The sequence below is a fragment of the Streptomyces malaysiensis subsp. samsunensis genome (genome assembly GCF_024519315.1).
GTDB classification, from domain to species: domain Bacteria; phylum Actinomycetota; class Actinomycetes; order Streptomycetales; family Streptomycetaceae; genus Streptomyces; species Streptomyces malaysiensis.
In genome coordinates this window covers 72,653-92,518 of record NZ_JANIIC010000005.1, presented here as the reverse complement: position 1 = coordinate 92,518, position 19,866 = coordinate 72,653, and the positions used below count along the sequence as shown (strand labels likewise).

The 19,866-nt window shown below is 72.4% G+C and carries 16 protein-coding genes, 3 pseudogenes and 1 riboswitch; of the genes and pseudogenes, 10 read left to right on the top strand and 9 right to left on the bottom strand.

The window, feature by feature from the left end:
* The first annotated feature begins 62 nt into the window (after positions 1-62).
* Positions 63-686: an alpha/beta fold hydrolase gene (locus tag NQU54_RS06195; RefSeq protein ID WP_257630157.1), complete on the top strand. Its 624-nt coding sequence runs from the start codon at positions 63-65 to the stop codon at positions 684-686.
* A gap of 54 nt (positions 687-740) precedes the next feature.
* On the opposite strand, the gene NQU54_RS06190 is transcribed toward NQU54_RS06195, so the two are convergent.
* The gene (locus NQU54_RS06190; protein ID WP_257630156.1) at positions 741-1,691 is read right to left on the bottom strand and encodes an SDR family NAD(P)-dependent oxidoreductase; all 951 of its coding nucleotides are present in this window, start codon (positions 1,689-1,691) and stop codon (positions 741-743) included.
* Between the two features lie 150 nt (positions 1,692-1,841).
* Between NQU54_RS06190 and NQU54_RS06185 the strand changes: the two genes are divergently transcribed.
* A complete protein-coding gene (locus tag NQU54_RS06185; RefSeq protein WP_257630155.1) occupies positions 1,842-2,711 on the top strand; it encodes a helix-turn-helix transcriptional regulator in 870 nt (289 codons plus the stop codon).
* A gap of 75 nt (positions 2,712-2,786) precedes the next feature.
* On the opposite strand, the gene metE is transcribed toward NQU54_RS06185, so the two are convergent.
* Positions 2,787-5,105: a 5-methyltetrahydropteroyltriglutamate--homocysteine S-methyltransferase gene (metE, locus tag NQU54_RS06180; RefSeq protein ID WP_257630154.1), complete on the bottom strand. Its 2,319-nt coding sequence runs from the start codon at positions 5,103-5,105 to the stop codon at positions 2,787-2,789.
* Between the two features lie 166 nt (positions 5,106-5,271).
* Positions 5,272-5,492: riboswitch (cobalamin riboswitch) on the bottom strand.
* A 184-nt stretch (positions 5,493-5,676) separates the two neighbouring features.
* Positions 5,677-5,901, bottom strand: coding sequence for a hypothetical protein (locus NQU54_RS06175; RefSeq protein WP_257630153.1), 225 nt, complete (start codon positions 5,899-5,901; stop codon positions 5,677-5,679).
* A 320-nt stretch (positions 5,902-6,221) separates the two neighbouring features.
* Between NQU54_RS06175 and NQU54_RS06170 the strand changes: the two genes are divergently transcribed.
* The 4 genes from NQU54_RS06170 to NQU54_RS06155 all read left to right on the top strand — a co-directional run bounded on the left by NQU54_RS06170 (position 6,222) and on the right by NQU54_RS06155 (position 9,548).
* Positions 6,222-7,919, top strand: coding sequence for a class I tRNA ligase family protein (locus NQU54_RS06170; RefSeq protein ID WP_257630152.1), 1,698 nt, complete (start codon positions 6,222-6,224; stop codon positions 7,917-7,919).
* Complete coding sequence (locus NQU54_RS06165; protein WP_257630151.1) at positions 7,870-8,313, top strand: class I tRNA ligase family protein; 444 nt, start codon at positions 7,870-7,872, stop codon at positions 8,311-8,313. Before NQU54_RS06170 ends, NQU54_RS06165 begins: the two co-directional genes overlap by 50 nt.
* Before the next feature lie 86 nt (positions 8,314-8,399).
* Entirely contained in the window at positions 8,400-8,723 is a 324-nt protein-coding gene (locus NQU54_RS06160; RefSeq protein ID WP_257630150.1) for a hypothetical protein, read from the top strand.
* Between the two features lie 342 nt (positions 8,724-9,065).
* Positions 9,066-9,548 carry a molybdopterin-dependent oxidoreductase gene (locus tag NQU54_RS06155; RefSeq protein ID WP_257630149.1) on the top strand — a complete coding sequence of 161 codons (483 nt, stop codon included), beginning with the start codon at positions 9,066-9,068 and terminating at the stop codon, positions 9,546-9,548.
* A gap of 28 nt (positions 9,549-9,576) precedes the next feature.
* On the opposite strand, the gene NQU54_RS06150 is transcribed toward NQU54_RS06155, so the two are convergent.
* A complete protein-coding gene (locus tag NQU54_RS06150) occupies positions 9,577-10,428 on the bottom strand; it encodes a putative RNA methyltransferase (protein WP_257630148.1) in 852 nt (283 codons plus the stop codon).
* 317 nt (positions 10,429-10,745) lie between these two features.
* Here NQU54_RS06150 and NQU54_RS06145 point away from each other — a divergent pair, with 317 nt between their 5' ends.
* A complete protein-coding gene (locus tag NQU54_RS06145; protein WP_069861971.1) occupies positions 10,746-11,159 on the top strand; it encodes a (R)-mandelonitrile lyase in 414 nt (137 codons plus the stop codon).
* Between the two features lie 241 nt (positions 11,160-11,400).
* A complete protein-coding gene (locus NQU54_RS06140; protein WP_372505805.1) occupies positions 11,401-12,645 on the top strand; it encodes a glycoside hydrolase family 99 protein in 1,245 nt (414 codons plus the stop codon).
* 123 nt (positions 12,646-12,768) lie between these two features.
* Here the strand turns inward: NQU54_RS06140 and NQU54_RS49150 are convergent, their stop codons facing one another.
* Positions 12,769-12,918 carry a hypothetical protein gene (locus NQU54_RS49150; protein ID WP_308408469.1) on the bottom strand — a complete coding sequence of 50 codons (150 nt, stop codon included), beginning with the start codon at positions 12,916-12,918 and terminating at the stop codon, positions 12,769-12,771.
* A gap of 130 nt (positions 12,919-13,048) precedes the next feature.
* Positions 13,049-13,192 (bottom strand): annotated as a pseudogene (locus tag NQU54_RS49145) (alpha-mannosidase); the annotation flags it as partial.
* Between the two features lie 484 nt (positions 13,193-13,676).
* Here NQU54_RS49145 and NQU54_RS06130 point away from each other — a divergent pair.
* Both NQU54_RS06130 and NQU54_RS06125 read left to right on the top strand, forming a co-directional pair.
* Positions 13,677-16,793: an alpha-mannosidase gene (locus NQU54_RS06130; protein WP_257630147.1), complete on the top strand. Its 3,117-nt coding sequence runs from the start codon at positions 13,677-13,679 to the stop codon at positions 16,791-16,793.
* Positions 16,790-17,047 (top strand): annotated as a pseudogene (locus NQU54_RS06125) (helix-turn-helix domain-containing protein); the annotation flags it as partial. The gene NQU54_RS06130 and the pseudogene NQU54_RS06125, both read left to right, overlap by 4 nt.
* A 332-nt stretch (positions 17,048-17,379) precedes the next feature.
* Here the strand turns inward: NQU54_RS06125 and NQU54_RS06120 are convergent.
* From NQU54_RS06120 to NQU54_RS06110, 3 genes and pseudogenes are all read right to left on the bottom strand, one after another.
* A pseudogene (locus NQU54_RS06120) lies at positions 17,380-18,009 on the bottom strand (ABC transporter ATP-binding protein); the annotation flags it as partial.
* The gene (locus NQU54_RS06115) at positions 18,009-18,707 is read right to left on the bottom strand and encodes an HAD family hydrolase (protein WP_257630145.1); all 699 of its coding nucleotides are present in this window, start codon (positions 18,705-18,707) and stop codon (positions 18,009-18,011) included. The pseudogene NQU54_RS06120 and the gene NQU54_RS06115, both read right to left, overlap by 1 nt.
* A gap of 5 nt (positions 18,708-18,712) precedes the next feature.
* Positions 18,713-19,837 carry a TIGR03364 family FAD-dependent oxidoreductase gene (locus NQU54_RS06110; protein WP_257630144.1) on the bottom strand — a complete coding sequence of 375 codons (1,125 nt, stop codon included), beginning with the start codon at positions 19,835-19,837 and terminating at the stop codon, positions 18,713-18,715.
* Positions 19,838-19,866: the final 29 nt, after the last annotated feature.

The following is a 19,866-nucleotide window of genomic DNA, read 5'->3' as shown; positions in this document are numbered from 1 at the left end:
ACGCCTTCCGCGGTCCGCGGTGACGCACCGCACCCGGGGACCGACGACATAAGGGAACGACGATGTCCACTCCACCTACCCCATTGCTGTTTCTGCACGGCAATTGGCATGGCTCCTGGTGCACGGTGATCGCCCACAGCATGGGCGGCACCGTGCTGACGCGGGCCGCGCAGCAGGCACCCGAGCTGGTGGCCCGCGCGGTGTATCTCAGCGCGGCCATGCCCGCCTCGGACATCCCGGCCATCGCCTACCTCCGGATGCCGGAGAGCGCGGGCAGCCTTGTCCGGCCCTGCATGCGGGCCGATCCCGCCGCGATCGGGGCACTGAGGCTGGACCCCGGCTCGGACGACGCGGAGTATCGGCAGCGGTTGCGGAACGCGTTCTACGGCGATGTCGACCGGACCCTCGCGGACGCCGCCCTCGGACTGCTGACGCCCGACGCCCCGGCCGGTATCGCGTTCGGCACCACCACCCTCACCCGCGACGGCTGGGGATCGGTCCCCCGTACCTACATCACCTGCGCACGCGACATGGCGGTACGCCCGGCTCTCCAGCGGAAGTTCATCGCCGAGGCCGACGCGGCCTTCCCGGACGAGCCCACCGCGGTCGTGGCGCTCGACTCCTCCCACTCACCGTTCCTGTCCATGCCGGGTCGGCTGGCGGACGTGATCGCGGAGCTGGGCTGATCCGGACCCACGGGCCCGGACCGCACGCCCGGGGGACGTCCGGACCTCCGGAGCTCAGGCGGCGCGCGCCACGGCGAACCGTTCCACGGCGTCCCAGAGCTCCCGCTCGCGCCGCGGATCGTAGGACTCCCGCGACGACCGCGCCACCTCCGCGCGGTCGACATAGGAGCCGGTCGGCGCCGCGGTCGTGCCCAGGACGACATCGGCGAGGTAGCGGCCCGCGGCGCCGCGGCCGGTGGCGAACGGCGTGAGGGCCATCACCGGCAGGACGCGCCGCATGGCGAACCGGGAGAGGGGCCCGGCGTTGCGGGCGAGGCCGGTGCCGGGGACGAAACCGGGGTTGTAGGCGATGGCGTCGACCCCGGCCGGAAGCCGGCGCGCGTACTCGTGCACGAGGTAGATGGCGGCCAGCTTGCTCGTCGAGTACGCGGTGCGCCCGCCCGCCGTGCTGCCCGGCGCGGGAAAGGCGCCCGTACGGGCGAGGACGTCGGGGGCGTTCCAGACCGGGCCGGGCACCATGCCCAGGTTGTGCTTGAAGTCGCCGAAGTGGGTGTCGCTGACGGTGATCACGATCCGGGCGGGGGCGGCGAAGTGGTCCTGGAGCACGCGGACGAAGAGGTGGTTGGCCAGGACGTTGACGGCGAAGGTGGCCTCGAATCCGTCGGGGGACTCGGTCAGCGCATTGGTGTACTGCATGCCCGCGTTGCCCACGAAGCCGCGCACCGGTGGCAGGTCACCGCGGTCCAGCCGGTCACGGATCTCGACGGCGGCGGAGCGGACGCTCTCGAGCGAGCCGAGGTCCGCCGGGATATGCGAGACCGTATGCCCGCCGGTGGCGAGTTCCGCGGCGAGCCGGGCGCCGGACGAGGCGTGTGCGCCGGGGGATTCGCGGGCGACCACGAGCAGGTGCGCATCGGGCGACCGGCGCAGGATGTGCTCCGCGGCGACACGGCCGATTCCGCGGCTCGCGCCCGTCATCACGATGGTGTGCTTCGTAGCGGACATGGAAGGCTCCTTCACGGTCGGCCGTTGGCGCCCTGCTCGGGCCCGGCGGCTCCACGTTCGCCGCCTCCACGGGCGCCGGCCAGTGCCGTCCCCGTCACCAGGACTGGCAGTACCCAGGCTGATCCGGCGCCGGGCGGCGAGAATGGGCCCATGGCTTCCTCCCGCTCCGGCTTCGCCGCGCTGCTGCGCGCCTGGCGCGACCGCCTGGCCCCGGCGGACGCGGGCTTCGCCACGACGGCGGGCCGTCGGGCCCCGGGGCTGCGCCGCGAGGAGCCGGCCCAGCTGGCCGGGCTCTCCGTCGACTACATCCTGCGCCTGGAGCAGGGGCGTGCGAAGCACCCCTCCGACCAGGTCGTCGGCGCCCTCGCCCGCGCACTCCAGCTCTCCCGCGAGGAGCGTGACCAGCTGTACCGGAGCGCCGGGCTGCTGCCGCCGCGGGACGGGACGGTCAGCGCCCATGTGCCCCCGGGCATCCAGCGGCTCGCCGCGCGCCTTGGCGACGTCCCGATCGGGGTGTTCACCGCCGACTGGACCCTGGTGTGGTGGAACGCGATGTGGAGCGCCCTGCACGGCGACCCCGCGGTCCTCCCGGCCGCCGAACGCAACCTCGCCCGCGCCCTGTTCGGCGGCGGCGGTGGCGTCGGCGCCTCGATGCCGCGCATCCGCTTCGAGCACGGACAGGGCGCCTTCGAAGCCTCGATCGTCGCCGACCTCAAGGACGCCACCTCCCGCTATCCGGCCGATGGCCGGCTCGAACGCCTGGTACGGGACTTGCGGGCGGAGTCCGACGCCTTCGCACGGCACTGGGCCACCCGGCCGACCGCCGCGCAGCACACGGCCGACCGCAAGACGATCCGGCATCCGGAGGTCGGCGACATCCTGCTCGACTGCGATGTGCTCATCGTGCCCGGCGCGGATCTGCGCATGGTCACCTACACGGCGGCGACCGGAAGCAGCGACGCGGGCAAGCTGGACCTCCTCCGCGTCACCGGCGCCGGCACCGCCGCACCGCGCCCGTGACGTCCGCGTCCATGCCCGCGTCGACCGGCCGGGGCCGGAGGCGCCATGCGCTCCGGCCCCGGCCGGTCGTCCGCGTCAGGACGCGGGCAGCTCACCGCGGACGGTGCGGGCCGCGGCGACCAGGTTGCGCAGTGCGGAGCGCGTCTCCGGCCAGCCGCGGGTCTTCAGACCGCAGTCGGGGTTGACCCACAGCCGTTCGGCGGGGATGGCCTTCAAGCCGGTGCGGAGCAGTTCGGCCGCCTCCCGCACGCTGGGCACCCGAGGGGAGTGGATGTCGTACACACCGGGCCCGGCCTCGCGCGGATAGCCGTGGGTGGCGAGCTCACGGGCCACTTGCATATGGGAGCGGGCGGCCTCCAGGCTGATGACATCGGCGTCGAGGTCGTCGATCGCCCGGACGATGTCGCCGAACTCGGCGTAGCACATATGGGTGTGGATCTGGGTGCCGGGACGTACACCGCCGGTGGTGAGACGGAAGGCTTCGGTCGCCCAGGCCAGATAGGCGGGCCGGTCCCCGGCCCGCAGGGGGAGGGTCTCGCGCAGCGCGGGTTCGTCCACCTGGATGACCGAGGTCCCGGCCGCCTCCAGGTCGTTCACCTCGTCGCGCAGGGCGAGGGCGACCTGGCGTGCGGTGTCGCCGAGGGGCTGGTCGTCGCGGACGAAGGACCAGGCGAGCATGGTGACGGGGCCGGTGAGCATGCCCTTGACCGGGCGCTCGGTGAGGGACTGGGCGTAGGCCGTCCAGCGCACCGTCATCGGCTCGGGGCGTGTGATGTCACCGGCCAGGATCGGCGGGCGGACATAGCGGGTGCCGTAGGACTGGACCCAGCCGTGCCGGGTGGCGAGATAGCCGGTGAGCTGTTCGGCGAAGTACTGGACCATGTCGTTGCGCTCGGCCTCGCCGTGTACCAGCACATCCAGGCCGGTGCGCTCCTGGAAGGAGATCACCTCCCGGATCTCGGCCCTGACCCGCTCCTCGTACCCGGCCCTGTCGATCCGGCCCTCGCGCAGATCGGCGCGGGCGGTGCGCAGTTCGCCGGTCTGCGGGAAGGAGCCGATGGTGGTGGTCGGCAGCAGCGGGAGGCGGAGGTGTGCGCGCTGGACCGTGACGCGTTCGGCGTACGGCTGGGAGCGGTGGGCGTCGGCGTCGGTGACCGCGCCGGCGCGGGCGCGGACGGCCGGGTCGCGGGTGATGGGGGAGGTGGCGCGGGAGGCGAGGGCGGCCCGGTTGGCGGCGAGCTCGGCGGTGATCGCTCCGGTGCCGCGGGTCAGGCCCCTGGCGAGGGTGACGATCTCCGCGGTCTTCTGCCGGGCGAAGGCCAGCCAGCGCAGAATGGGCGGTTCGATGTCCCGCTCGGCGGCGGTGTCGAGGGGGACGTGCAGCAGTGAGCAGGAGGCGGCCACATCGACCCGGCCGGCCAGGCCCAGCAGGGTGCCGAGCGTGGCCAGGGACGTCTCCAGGTCGTTGACCCAGATGTTGCGGCCGTTGACGACACCGGCGATCAGCCGCTTACGGGGCAGGCCGCCGACGGCGGCCAGCTCCTCCAGATGGGCGGCCGCGGCCTCCGTGAAGTCCAGCGCGAGCCCCTCGACCGGGGCCTTGGCCAGTACGGGCAGGGCCTCGCCGAGACGGTCGAAGTACGAGGCGACCAGCAGCTTCGGACGGTCGGCGAGGGCGCCGAGATCGCGGTAGGCGCGGCCGGTGGCGCTCAGCTCGGCCGGTGTGCGGTCCTGGACCAGGGCGGGCTCATCGAGCTGCACCCATTCGGCACCTGCCGCCCGCAGGTCGGCCAGGACCTCGGCGTACACCGGGAGCAGCCGGTCCAGGAGGGTCAGCGGCTCGAAGTCCGCGGGGGCGCCGGGGGCGGGTTTGGCGAGGAGGAGGTAGGTGACGGGCCCGACCAGGACCGGCCGCGCCGCGAGGCCCAGGCCGAGGGCTTCCCGCAGCTCCGTGACCTGCCGGGCGGAGTCGGCCGTGAAGACCGTGTCCGGACCCAGTTCGGGTACCAGGTAGTGGTAGTTGGTGTCGAACCACTTGGTCATCTCCAGCGGTGCGACGTCCTGTGTTCCCCGCGCCATCGCGAAGTACCCGTCGAGCGGGTCGGCGGCGACGGCGTCGCGGTGGCGGTCGGGGATCGCGCCGACCATCACGGTGGTGTCCAGCACATGGTCGTAGTACGAGAAGTCCCCGGTGGGGACCTCGTCGATGCCCGCCCCGGCCAGTTGGAGCCAGTTGGCGCGGCGCAGTTCTGCGGCGGTGGCCCTCAGCGCGCCGGCGGTGACACGGCCCTTCCAGTAGCCCTCGATGGCCTTCTTCAGTTCCCGGTTCGGCCCCTGACGGGGGTAGCCGTACACGGTGGCCCGTGCTGCCGCGGCAGCGGACTCGGTGGTCACGGAGATCTCCTTCGCGAGATGAATCCCTGAGATCCCGGCGGCGGGACGAGGACGCGAAGGGTGACGGACCTGACGCCACGACCTCGCGCGGCAAACGCGCGGTCGTCCCGCCTGGTGTGTACGCCGACCCGCCCTCGAGGTCACCGGGATGTCCGCGCACGAGTCGTCCGTACGCGGGCAGATGGCAGGTCTTCGGACTCGCGGGCACATCCTCCTCGGAGGACATCTACTGGCCGTCGCTTCCCAGGTCCTCTCACCGGACCCAGTGCGTTATGACGGCGGTCGTTCCCGCTCACCGCTGCGGGGCAGTCCCGGATTCCCACCGGGTTCCCTCTTGCGACGCGTCCCGCCTGGCGGACGGGGCGAACCAGCTGCACCCGCCAGCCTACGGTGCCGTCCGGCGGTGTGCGGGTCCCGTCCGGAATACGGAAGGTGAGGTGGGACACGCGGTGCCCCGGCCGGTCCGGCCGGGGCACCGCCGCGTACGGCTCGTGCGGGCGGCGCCTCCGGGCCGGTCCGCGTCCGTCGCGCGTGATCGGTCGCGCGTGGTCAGCCGCGCGTCATCGGGGGGTCAGCACGCGCCGGAGTCCGACGCACCCACCAGATTGACCGGGACGGTGACGAAGGAGAACTGATTGCCGGCGCACACGTTGGGGCTGGGGATGGACGTGCTGCTGGAGTTGGTGACGGAGACATCGGGCGCGTCGTCCGCCATGGCGCCGGCCGCGCCGACGGCGAGGGACGCGGCGGCGAGGGTGACCGTGGAGAGGGCGGTGAGAGCGGTCCGCATACGCATGGGAACTCCTTGCTGAGGATGAGCGGCCGGATATGACCGGCTTCGCATGCATGGTGCCCTTTCGTCGGGCGGATCGCGGCTCAACGTCCCCCCAATGGGCGAAGACGATCCCGTCGGCTCGTCCGCCGACGCGCCGTCCGTCCTCCGCCGGTGGGCAGGGCGTGCGCGGTGCCGCCGGAGGTGTGGGGAACCGTCGGGTAATCGCGCGGTGACATCGGCCCGGAGGGCGATGTCACCGCAATTACCGGACATGACCCGTGACCTCGTTGGAGTCGGCCCCCAACTGCACTGCGGGCCGACCCTGCGAGGTTTACTGAGCGATGGCATATCCGAAGGCCGGGGCCGATGGCGTACCCGCGAGACCACATTCTCCGGATGTCGAGATCGACGTGCTGGACTACTGGGAGAAGAACCACATCTTCCAGGAGACCGTGACGGCGCGGAAAGCCGAGAACGCCGATGAATTCGTGTTCTACGACGGGCCGCCGTACGCCAATGGCCTGCCGCACTACGGGCATCTGCTGGCCGGCTACGCGAAGGACGTGGTGCCGCGCTATCAGACCATGCGCGGGCGCCGGGTCGAACGGCGCTTCGGCTGGACCTCGCATGGATTGCCCGCGGAACTGGACGCCGAGAAACAACTCGGCATCACCGCCAAGTCCGATATCGAGCGCATGGGTGTCGAGCGGTTCAACGAGGTGTGCCGGACGACGGTGATGCGCTACACCGGCGAGTGGCGCGACTATGTCAATCGGCAGGCCCGCTGGGTCGATTTCGACGAATCCGTCAAGACTCACGACCTCGACTACATGGAGAGCGTCATGTGGGCGTTCAAGACCATGTGGGACAAGGGGCTGATCTATCAGGGCCATTCGGTTTCCTGGTATTGCGCGCACTGCGAGACCCCGCTCGCCAACGCCGAGAGCAGCGGCCGTATCGACGGCAGCGACACCCACCGCGAGGTGCCGGGCACCACCGTGGTCGTGGGGGTCCGAATGGACGGCGGCGAGCTGCTGCTGGTGGAGTCCGAGCAGCCGTGGGCGCTGCCGGGCGCCACGGCGGTGGCGGTGCACCCCGACGCCGAGTACACCGTGGTGGACAACGGCGGGCGGCGCCTGGTGGTGGCGGCCGAGCGGCTCGACGCCCATGCCGATCTGCTGAGGGACGGACCCGTGGTCACCCGGCGCCGTGGCGCCGAGCTGGCGGGGCGCGCGTACACACCGCTGTTCGACTTCTCCGCCTCCGCCGAGGGCAGCCATGTCGTGGTGGCCGATCGCTCCGTGGACATCGGCGAGGGCACCGGCGCGGTGGCCGTGACCCCGTGTTTCGACGAGCGGCACCACGCCCTCGCCACCGAGGAGGGCATCGGCCGGAGCTACCCGGTCGACTCCGGCGGCCGGTACACCGACGAGGTGCCGCCGTGTGCGGGCGCCCCGGTGCTGGAGTCCGCGCGGGCCGTGCTCGATCTGCTGGAGGCGAGCGGCGCGCTGTGGGCCGGCCGGTCGCATACGCGTTCCCGGCCGCACTGCTGGCGCTGTGGCACCCAGCTGCTCCAGCAGGCCATCCCCACCTGGTTCGTGGCCGTCACCCGGCTGCGCACCCGGATGCTCGAACTCAACGAGCGGATCCGCTGGACACCCGAGCATGTACGCGACGGCCAGTTCGGCAACTGGGTGCGCGGCGCCAAGGACTGGAACATCTCCCGCAACCGCTACTGGGGCGCCCCCATCCCGGTGTGGGTGTCGGACGATCCGGCCCACCCCCGCGTCGATGTGTACGGCTCGCTGGACGAGATCGAGCGCGACTTCGGCGTACGGCCACGCGATCTGCACCGTCCGCACATCGACGAGCTGACCCGCCCCAACCCCGACGACCCCTCGGGCCGGGCGGTGATGCGGCGGGTGCCCGAGGTGCTGGACTGCTGGTTCGAGACCGGCTCCATGCCGTTCGCCCAGGTGCACTACCCCTTTGCTGCCGCTGTGGAACGCCTGGCACTTCCTGACCCTGTACGCGGGTGACACCGAGGGCCGTGTCCGCACGGACGCCGACCATCCGCTGGACCGCTACCTCCTCGCCAAGACCCGCGATCTGGTGGCGCTGACGACCCGCGCGATGGACGGCTACGACCTCTCCCGCGCGTGCTCCGCGCTGCGGGACCACCTCGATGTGCTGACCAACTGGTACATCCGCTGCTCCCTCGATCGCGTCGGCGCCGATGTCCTGCCCTTCCCGCTGAGCGGCGGAGCGCTCTGCCGCGTCGAGCATCCCGACCGGGAACGCCGGGCCGAGGCCCTCGAACTGCGGCTGCGCGCCGGGGAGATGGTCTACGTGCCCGCACATCATTCCTGCACGCTCTCCGAAGCCCGGACGCCCTGCCGACTGCTGCTCCTGGTGCTCCACGCCACGCCGTGATCCCCGCCGATGGGGCGGCGATGGGGCGCGGATGCCTCGCCGAGGGGGAGCCGGGCGCCCGAAGAGTTGTGTTACGCCATGTCGCCGTGGTCACGGGAGACGCCTGTCTGCTGTTCCGGCCGGAGGAGGCGGACACCGCCCCGAAGGTGATGGGGGAGGTGGCGGACCGGTGTATCCGGCTGCTTGCGCTCGCCCCGCGGGGGCAGGTGCGGGTGTGCGAGGTCACCCGCCGCGCGAGCGAGCCGGACATCGCCTACCGCGTCGGCCCGGAGCCGCCCGACGGATGGGAGGCCGTCCGGGTCCGCAGGCAACGGCACGGCGCTGAGGGCCGCCGTACGGCCGCCCCCCTGGACTGGGCCGCCCGGCCCGCTCCGGCCCCCGGGGAGATCCCCGCCCACGCCGTGCTGTGACGGCCGGGGTGCGGTATCGGCGGCATCGGGGAGTAATCGGGGAGTTGACGCCACGGGTGACGCCGGCTCCCCGGCCCGGCCTTCTGCCGGGCCCGGTACGCGGCCACGTCGCTCGTGTCGCCGCGGATGCCGTACGAGCGTCGCGACACTCGTCCACGGTGGCCGGGGCCGGTGCCCGCGGTTCAGGGGCCCGGGCCGCCGCTGATTCCATCGCCCTACCGCAGATGCGAGGGTAATCGCTCGCACTTCCTTGCATGAGCCGGATCTTTGGTCTATCGGCATGGCATGTGCGTTTGCGCGGGATGGGTGTTCGGGTAACGGTCCACCAGGAGGTGGTAGCCCGTGAGCGACTCCCTCGCAGCTGCCAGTACGGCCGCCGGTCCGATGGCGGAGGTCGCCCTCACCGGCGATGTGAGCCGCCCGGCCCGGCTGACGGTGTCCGAGTTGCTGTCCTGGCCCCAGCACCGGGCGCAGGTCAGCTTCGACTGCGCCACCAGCGGGATTCAGCGCCACCGTTTCACCGGGCCGTTCCTGCATGACGTCCTGGTCTCCGCGGGCCCCGCCTTCGATCCGGCCCGGCGCAAGGACCGGCTGCGCTTCCTGATCGCCGTGCACGGAGTGGACGGCCACCACGCCCTGTTGTCCTGGGCCGAGATCGACCCGGACTTCGGCCGTGCGCCCGTCCTGCTCGCGGTCACCATCGACGACACCCCGCTCGACCGCGCGGGCCCTCAGCTCGTCCTGCCCCAGGACCGCTGTGGCGCCCGGTACATCAGCGGTATCGACACGATCCGCGTGGACGGCGGATACACCGTCCGGAGCTGACGGCGGGTACGGCCGGGGCCCGGCGGTGTCAGACCAGCGGGCGGTACGCGGTGAGGGTGATGGACACCGTCACCTCGCAGGGCTCGGGCAGCGACGCGATGCGCTCCTCCAGCCGCTCACCGTGCTGGTGCCAGGCGTTGGGCCCCATCCCCACCAGCCGCGGCACGGCCTTGTGGTCCAGTGCCATGGTGTTCCGCGACCGCTCCCGGGCCACCTCGGTGAAGTACGCCGAGAACCGGTCCGCGAGCCGCTCGTCCTTCTGCTCGTCCACCCGCAGCAGCCCCAGGGCCTCCACCAGCTCCCGCAGATGATCGGGCCGGGGCGTCACCACCAGCAGAACGCCCTCAGGGCGCAGGATCCGCCGCAGCTCGGCCGGATTGCGCGGTGCGAAGACATTGAGGACCACCGACGCGGCCCCGTCGGCGATCGGCAGCCCGTCCCAGGCGTCGGCCACCACCGCGCTGATACGGGGATGTGCTCGCGCGGCCCGGCGGGCGGCGAACTTGGAGATGTCGAGCAGGATGCCCTCGTGGCCGGGAAACTCGGCCATCACCCGGGCGTGGTGGTACCCCGTGCCGCCGCCGATGTCCACGACACAGCCGGGGTCCCCGCCCGTCGGCGCCGGTGCCGTCGCGCGCGCCAGCGTGGCCAGGGCCTCGGCGATCGGTGCGTAGTGACCGGCGGCCAGGAAGTCCGCGCGGGCCGCCACCATGGCGGCGGTGTCCGCGCTGAACCTGGCGGCCGCGGGCAGCAGATTGACGTACCCCTGCTTCGCCACGTCGAAGCTGTGCCCCAGGGGACACCGCAGTGTGCCGTCGGTCATCGCCATGGCGCCGGAGCAGTGCGGACAGCGAAGGTACCGAACCGCCTCTTTCCGCACCGTGTCCCCCGTTGCCGCTGTTGTCCTGACAGGAGCTCACCCTATGCACCGGTCCACGGGGTGCCGCACACCACCCCCGGCGCCGCGCACCGCCCGCACGGCCGGCCTTCGGGAATTCGCCCAACCGGTTGAGGTGTGCGCCGGGGCTCAAGGCTTCCCGTGTGGCACCGCCCGGCGGCCAGCCGAGGGGGAGAGCTTTGTCCCAGGGCGTTTCCGTGCCAGGGGGAAACTCCTCCTCCGCGCGCATTCGCACGCAGGGTGTAGGCGCGAGCCTGGACGCCGCGCCACCGCAAAAGGCGAAAGAAAGTAGGAGCACGTTGAAGTTCATCACGCCCCGGCCCACCACGAAGGGCCCCGCGGACTGGTTCACCGGCGATGTGTGGTTCGACGTCGTCTACGTCGGCCAGGAACCCTCCCGGATGCGCGCCAACATGGTGCGCTTCTCCCCGGGCGCCCACACCGCCTGGCACCACCACGCCGTCGGCCAGACCCTGCACGTTGTGGAGGGCGTCGCCCTGGTCGGCACCCGCGACGGCACCGTCTTCGAGGCCCACCCCGGTGAGACCGTGACCTGCCCGCCCGGCGAGGAGCACTGGCACGGCGCCCCGCCGGACCGCTTTATGCAGCACCTGGCGATGTGGGAGGGCCCGGGTGACGACCGCCCCGAGACCACCTGGCTGGAGAAGGTCACCGACGAGCAGTACGGCGGCGCCCGCACCCGCAGCCACTGACCCTCGACGCGGTCCGTACCACCACGGCCACGGTGGCCCCGGGCCCGCCCACGGCGACCTCGAACGTACCGGTCGGCCGGCGCATGGCGCATGGCACATGGCGCGGCACATAAACGACGAAAAGCGCTTCCGCCGGAATTCGGCTTTTCGTCAATTAAATTGCGGAATCGTTAATGCGATATTACGCTCCGCCGCAGCGAGCACCCCACACAAGCCGCTCACTGCCGGAAAGGCAGGCCCCATGGGTATTTCACGCCGCCATCTCATCGGTTCCGCACTCGGCGCCACGGCGCTCGGCGCGCTGGGCACCGCCAGGCTGACGACGGGCACCGCCACCGCGGCCAGTCCGCCCGGAGACGTCGTCGGCAAGATCACCGTCGGCTATCAGGGCTGGTTCGCCTGCGCGGGCGATGGCGCCCCGATCAACGGCTGGTGGCACTGGGCCGCCAATATGTCCCAGCCGCCGTCGCCGAGCAACACGGGTATCCACAGCTGGCCGGATATGCGCGATTACACCAAGGGCTACAAAACCGATTACAACAACCTCGACAATGGCCAGCCGGCCAACCTGTTCTCCTCCTACGACCAGCAGACCGTGGACACCCACTTCCGCTGGATGCAGCAGTACAACATCGACACCGCCGCCCTCCAGCGCTTCAACCCCTTCAGCCCGGAGGGGCCGACGCGCGACGCCATGGCCACCAAGGTCCGCTCGGCGGCGGAGAAGTACGGCCGGAAGTTCTACATCATGTACGACGCCACCGGCTGGCTCGACATGAAGAGCCAGATGAAGCAGGACTGGACCGACAAGATGAAGGCCCACACCTCGTCCTCCGCCTACGCCAGCCAGAACGGCAAGCCGGTGGTGGGCATCTGGGGCTTCGGCTTCAACGAGGGCAACAAGCCCTGGTCGGCCGCGGACTGCCTGGACGTCGTCAACTGGTTCAAGTCGCAAGGCTGTTATGTGATGGGCGGGGTCCCCACCCACTGGCGGTCCGGCAACGAGGACTCACGCCCCGGCTACATCGGCGTCTACCACGCCTTCAACATGCTGTCGCCGTGGATGGTGGGACGGATCGGCAACATCGCCGACACCGACCGCTTCTTCACCAATGTCAACACCCCGGACCAGGCCGACTGCAATGCCAACGGGGTCGACTACCAGCCCTGTGTGCTCCCCGGGGACACCCAGTCGCGGCAGCGCGCGCACGGCGACTTCATGTGGCGGCAGTTCTACAACATGGTGCGGGTGGGCGCACAAGGCATCTACATCTCCATGTTCGACGAGTACAACGAGGGCAATCAGATAGCCAAGACGGCGGAGAACGCCTCGATGGTCCCGGCCGGTTCGGGGATCTGGGCGCTGGACGAGGACGGGACCGTCTGCTCCTCGGACTACTACCTCCGCCTCACCGGTGACGGCGGCCGGATGCTCAAGAAGGAGATCGCGCTGACCCCCAACCGGCCCACCAGGCCGGTCGCCTAGCGGATGTGCCGGGCGGACCCGCCGACCGGGTCCGCCCGGCGGGTCCGCCCGCGCAGCGAGCGCCCGGGGGCGACCCCCGGGCACGACGGCCCGACGACGGCTCAACGGAGGCCCGACGACGGCTCAGCGGCGGCGCGCGGTCTCGAAGCGGCCCACCCAGTACGCGGTGCGGTCGACATACGCCGTCTCGGCCTCGCGGCCCGTCCTCCCGTACGCCCCGCCATAGGTCCGGTAGCTCAGCGCCGTGGGCGGGGTGGCGGTGGCGGGCTCGATCTGGCTGCCCTCGTGCCACTCGTTGAACGAGGTGATCGAGACCCAGGTGGGCGGGCCCCCGTTGGCCGGGGGAGAGGGCGTTGTTCCACTCCAGGTCGTAGGTGGCGCCGTTGTCGCGCTCCAGGGTGGGGGTGGTGTTGCCGGGCACGGCGCGGTCGTCGATGTAGCCGGGGCCGATGGACGGTGCCCAGGCCATGCCGTGGTCGCGGCAGTACGCGGCCGGGCCGGCCCACTGCGGATTGTTGCCGGCCGCGATGGCGTCGTAGGTGTACATGCCGCCGAAGTGCGCGACCTTCGACACATCCGTGGTCTGGGCGAGCACGATGGCGCGGTCGGCCACCTGGTCCAGCGGGGTCCAGTCGACGATGCGCAGGGATTCGAAGGCGTAGTACAACCTCTTCGACCTGGACGACTTCACCTTCACCACCGGCTGAGCCGGGACGAGCCGGGCCGCGCCGGAGGACCCGAGGGGACCCTCCGGACGGCCCGCGCGGCGGGGAGGAGAACGCCGACTCCTCCCCGCCGCATTTCTGTCCCCGATGTCAATTCTCTTTGTTGACACAGTCGATGGAAAGCCGCTTATTTTCCTCCTGGCAGAGCGTCGAACCGCTTCTTTTGCCGAGTAAAACAGCAGGTCGAAGGGGCGGTTCAAAGCCGTGCTCCGGTATTTCAGCCGAAGCGTTGACGTGATAACACACATGGTTTTACATAAACGTCACGCGCACTTTCCCGGAGGTAAGCAGGAGGAACGGCCGACCATGCACGACGACCGCCACACCGTGGAAGAGCGCATCGCGAAGTTCATCGCCGAGCGCCTGCGCCCGGCGCTCCACAGCGACCGCGTCCCCCTGGAGGTCGCCGCCTGGCACATCCCCGGGGAGCCGGTGCCGGTGGCCGACGCGCTGCGCGCCGAGTACCGGCCGTTCATCACCGGCGGCAGCTGGGGCGGCCCCTGGTCGACCACCTGGTTCCGGACCACCGCGACCATTCCCGAGCGCTGGGCGGGCCGCCGGGTGGAGGCCCTGTTCGACCTCGGCTTCGACCTCTCCCACGGCCCCGGTGGCCAGGCCGAGGGCCTGGTCCACACCGCCGACGGCACCCCGCTCCAGGGCCTGCACCCCCACAACCGCTCGGTGCCGCTGACCCCCCGCGCCGTCGGCGGCGAGAGCGTGTGCCTCCTGGTCGAGGCCGCCGCCAACCCGCCCATCGCGGGAGCCACCGGCATCGGCACCCACTACGGCCACCGGCTCACCGCGGGCGAGGAGGAGCTGTACCGGCTGCGCCGCGCCGACCTCGTGGTCCGCGAGGAGGACGTCTGGCAGCTCCTCCACGACATGGAGGTGCTGGACGAGCTGATGCGCGAACTGCCCCTCGGGCTGCCGCGCAGACACGAGATCCTGCGCGCCCTCCAGCGGGCCGTGGACAGCGTGCCCCCGCGCCGTATCGCCGCGGGCGCCGCGGCCGCCCGCGAGATCCTGCGCCCGCTCCTGGACCGGCGGGCCCATGACTCCGCGCACACCATCGCCGCCGTCGGACACGCCCGCATCGGCTCCGGGTGGCTGTGGCCGCCGCGCGAGAGCGTGCGCAAGTGCGCCCGGACGTTCTCCAGCGTGGCCGCGCTGGCCGAGGAGTATCCCGAGCTGGTCTTCGCATGCTCCTCCGCGCAGAGTTACGCGTGGATGCGCGACCACCAGCCGTATGTCTTCGAGCGGATCAAGAAGGCCGTCGCCGACGGCAACTGGGCGCCGGTGGGCGGCATGTGGGTCGAGGCCGACGGCAATCTGCCCGGCGGCGAGGCACTGGCGCGCCAGCTGGTCCACGGCCGCCGCTTCTTCTCCCAGGAGCTCGGCGTGGAGACCGACGGCGTCTGGCTGCCCGGCGCCTTCGGCTGCACCGCGGCCTACCCGCAGCTGGCCGCGCTCGCGGGCGCCCGCTGGTTCCTCACCCGGAAGCCGTCGTGGCACGAGACCGGCCGGCCGCCCCACCACACCTTCTGGTGGGAGGGGATCGACGGCACCCGGATCTTCACCCACTCCCCGCCCGTGGACGACAACGCCGCCCTGTCCGGCGCCGAACTGGCCCACGCCGTCGCCCGTTACGCCGACAAGGGCGGCTCCACCCGCTCGCTGGCCCCCTTCGGCTTCGGCGACGGCGGGGGAGGGCCCACCCGCGAGATGCTGGAGAAGGCCCGTCGCCTGGCCGACCTCGAAGGCTCCCCGCGGGTCCGGGTCCGGACGCCGTCGGACTTCTTCCGCGAGGCCCGCGGGGAGTACCCCGACGCGCCGGTGTGGCGCGGTGAGCTGCACTTGGAGCCCCACCGCGGCACCTACACCAGCCAGGCCCGCACCAAGCGCGGCAACCGGCGCGGCGAGGCCCTGCTGCGCGAGGCCGAGCTGTGGGCGGCCACCGCCGCCGTCCGCACCGGCGAGCCCTATCCGTACGAGACGCTCGACGCGCTGTGGAAGCAGGTGCTGCTCCACCAGATCCACGACATCCTCCCCGGCATCTCCATCTCCTGGGTCCACCAGCAGGCCGAGCAGACCTACCGCGCCATCCACCGAAGCCTGGAGCGGATCGTGGCCGCGGCCGCCGGCCACCCGGACCCCGCGGAACCGCTCGCCGTCCTCAACGCAGCCCCCCACGCCCGGCGCGAGGTCGTACCCCTCGATGAGCCGCCCGCCGCGGGCGGCCCGGTGCAGAAGCTCTCCGACGGCCGGTACGCCGTACTCGCCCAGGCCCCCGCGCTCGGCGCCGCCGCGCTCGGCACCGGAAGCGCCGACACCGCCGACCGGCCGACCGTCACCGCCCGTCCCGCAGACGGTGGCGGATACGTCCTGGACAACGGCGCGCTGACGGTGCGTATCGACGCCGACGGGCTGGTCCGGTCCGCCTACGACCACGCCTGCCGCAGAGAGGCCATCGCACCCGGTGGCGCCGGAAACCTGCTCCAGCTCCACCCCGACGATCCGGTGCGCTTCAGCGCCCGGAACCTGGACGCCCAGTACCGCGACGCCCACCGCGACCTGGACACCGCCACCGCCGTCCGGCTCGAGGACGAGGGTCCGCTGCTGGCCCGGGTCCGCGTGGAGCGCACCACCGGCCGGTCCGTGGTCGTGCAGCGCCTCGGCCCGGCCGCGGGCAGCCGGATCCTGGAGGTGGACACGGACATCGACTGGCGGGAGGAGGACGCCGTCCTCAAGGCCGCCTGGCCCCTGGACGTACACGCCGAACGCGCCGCGTCCGAGATCCAGTTCGGCCATGTCGAGCGGCCCACCCACGAGAACACCAGCTGGGACGCCGCCCGCTTCGAGGCATGGGCGCACCGCTGGATCCACGTCGGCGAACACGGCTGGGGCGCGGCCCTGCTCACCGACTCCACCTACGGGCACGACTTCGGCCGCCGCACCCGCGAGGACGGCGGAACGACCACGACCCTCCGGCTCACCCTGCTGCGCGGCCCCCACAGCCCCGACCCGCACGCCGACCGGGGCCGCCACCGCTTCCGCTACGCGCTGTGCCCCGGCGCCGACATCGGCGACGCCGTGGCCGGGGGCTACGCGTTCGGCCTCCCGCTGCGCCCGGCCACCACCCGGCTCACCGGACCGCCGCTGGTCGCGGTGGGCGATCCGGCCGTCGTGGTGGAGGCGGTCAAGCTCGCCGACGACCGCTCCGGCGATGTCGTGGTCCGGCTCTACGAGTCGAGGGGCGGCCGGGTCCGCACCTCCCTCGCCGCCGGTTTCGCCGTCGCACGCGCCCAGGTGACCGACCTCCTGGAGAACCCCACGGGCGAACTGCCGCACACCGACGGCGTGCTGGACCTCGAGCTGCGCCCGTTCCAGATCCTGACCCTCCGGCTGGCGCGCGGGGCGTCGTGAACCCGCCCCGCCAGGACACCGCGGGCCTGCCCGAGGAGGACCACAGGCTGCTCCGGAACTGGGTGGCGGAGGGCGGCCCGCGCGCCACCCGCGCCGCCGTCGTCCTCCTCGCCTCCCAGGGGCTGCGCAACGCCGAGATCGCCCGGCGGCTGGAGGTCTCCCGGCAGACCGTGGGCCACTGGCGGCAGCGCTTCGACACCTCCGGCATGGAGGGCCTGCGCGAGCGCCCCCGCCCCGGGCGGCCCAGCATCATCGACGAGGCCGAGGTCATCACCCGTACCGTCCTGGCGCCCGACGGCAGCGGCGCCTCCCGCGCGGTCGCCCGCGAACTCGGCTACAGCCACGCGGCCGTCGCCGCCATCCGCCAGCGCTGGCGGGTCACCCCCGGCAACGCCACCGTCCCCGTCGTGCCCACCCGGCCCCCGCTCCCGGAGGCCGAGGTGTGGGTCCTCGGCCTGTACCTCGACACCCATCGGGCACTGCTGCTCGTCGGCACCAGCCCGGCCGCCGACGAGCGGCACCGCGCCGCCTCGCCCGGCGCCGATGTCATCGCCGCGGTGGACGCCGCCGTGGAGGCCGCGCTGAAGGCCTTGTCCATCACCGCGATCCGGTCCGCGAGGGTGAGCGCCTCGATCTGGTCGTGGGTGACGTACAGGATCGACACCTCGGGCAACTCGCGGTGCAGCCGGGCGAGTTCGGCGAGCATGCCGGAGCGCAGCCGGGCGTCGAGCGCGGACAGCGGCTCATCGAGGAGGAGGACGTCCGGGCGGATGGCGAGCGCGCGGGCGATGGCCACGCGCTGCTGCCGGCCGCCGGACAGCTCCCGCGGATGGCGGCGGGCGTAGGCCGCCATGCCGGTCATCTCCAGCGCCTCCGCCACCCGCGCCCGCAGCTCGGCCTTGGGGACCTTGCGGGCCTTGAGGCCGAACGCCACGTTGTCCTCGACCCGCAGATGCGGGAAGAGCGCGTAACTCTGGACGACCATCCCGATGCCCCGCCGGTGCGGCGGCAGATCGGTGACGTCGCGGTCGCCGAGGAAGACCCGCCCGGAGGCGGGCCGTACGAACCCGGCGACCGCCCGCAGCGCGGTGGTCTTGCCGGATCCGGACGGCCCGAGGAGCGCCATGACCTCGCCGGTCGCCACGGTGAGGTCGAGGGCGTCCAGTACGACATTGCCGTCGTAGGCGACGGTGACCGCGTCGAAGCGGATGCCCATCAGCCGACTCCCCGCAGCAGGGCGGGCAGTTCGGCGACCGAGTCCAGCACATGGGTGGCCCCGGCCGCGCGGAACGCCTCGTCGCCGTGGGCCCCGGTGCGCACACCGGCCACCAGCCCCGCCCCGGCCCGTACCCCGCTGACCATGTCGTAGGAGGTGTCGCCGACGACGGCGACCTGAGCCACACTCTCGGTGGCCTTGGTCCGCAGGAACGCCTCCAGCACCATGTCCGGGTACGGCCGCCCGCGCCCGCCCGCGTCGGCGGGGCACAGGGTGAGCGGCACCAGGTCGCGCCAGCCGAGCGCGTCCAGGATCGCGTCCTGGGTGACACGGGCGAAGCCGGTGGTCAGGACGACGGTGCGGCCGTCGGCGGCCAGCGCCTCGATCGCCTCGCGGGCGCCGGGCACTGGGGCGATCAGACCGCCGTCGACGAGTTCGCCGTACGACCTCTCGAAGGCGGCGTTGGCGCGCCGGGCCAGATCCTCCGTGTCGAACAGATGGCGGAAGACGGAGATCTTGGACTCGCCCATGGTGGCGCGGACATGGGCCAGCTTCTCGGCGTGGTCGGGGGTGCCGGGCTCGACGCCCAGCTCACCGGCGGCCGCGTCGAAGGCGCGCTCGACCAGGCCGCCGTCGGCGACGGTCGTACCGGCCATGTCGAGGGCCACCAGGCGGATGTCGGGGGTGGGGGTGGTCATGTGTGTCACCAGCCCACTTCGTTCGCGGTGGTTTCGGCTATCGCGGGCGAGCAGGTCATACCGCGCCCGCCGGGCCCGGTGACCAGCCAGACGCCATGGCGCACCCGCTGGCGGTGCACGACCCGCCCGGTGTCGGTGCACTGGGCGTACACCCCGGCCCAGCGGCGCCGGACCTTCGGCAGTGGCCGGCCGAGCAGGGCCTCCACGACACCGGTGAGGTGGTCGTAGGGGTCCTCGAGGGTGTCGAAGGCGAAGGGGTGCTCGTACTCGTGGGTGACGCCGATGGTCAGTCCGCCGTCGGCGCGCTGCACCATCAGCAGCTGCATACGGTGCTCCGCCGCGGTACCGGCCTGCGGCCGCCGCCCGTTCAGCTCGTCCAGGGCGGGGGAGGCGTACGCCGGGTAGTAGCGGAAGCTGTCGGCGTCGGCGACCGAGGTGGTCAGCGGCTCGCCGAGCGGGCCGGTCTGCATCATCTGGAGCCGGACGCGGCGCACCGGCAGGTCGGGACCGGCCAGTTCGCGCACCAGACCGCCGAGCCAGGCGCCGGTGCACGGCACGACGGCGTCACCGGTGTGCACCTCGCCGTGGTCGTCGCGGACGGCCCGCTCGCCGATCACCTCCCGCACCTCGCGGCCGGGCAGGAAGGTGTAGCGCGGGGACCTCAGCAGCTCGGCGCGCAGCGCCACCTGGGCGGTGCGCGGCTCGACGGCCGCGTCCCGCTCGCAGTACAGGGCGGCGTCGAACTTCCCGCGCAGGGCGGGGTTGAGGGCCCGGGCCTCGCCCGGGGTCAGCAGCTCGTAGCCACGGGCGGCGGCGTCCGCACGGACCACGGCGGCCTCCGCGACGGCCACCTCCAGCTCGCCGCGCACCGGGGTCAGGGAGCCGTTCGGGCGGAAGCCCAGCGCCGGGACGCGGCCGCCGATCTTCTCCCACAGCTCCCGGGCCCGCAGCGCGGTGTCCAGCTCCTCGCCGCTCGCCCGGCCGCTCACCCAGATCTGGCCGAAATTGCGTAGCGAGGCGCCGCGAGCCTCCGTCTCGCGCTCGATCTGTACGACCTCGTGGCCGCGTTCCACTGCGTGCCAGGCGTGCATGGTGCCCACCACGCCGGCTCCGACGACTATCACTCTCACGTCCGTCACGCTCCATGGGTTCGGGGAAC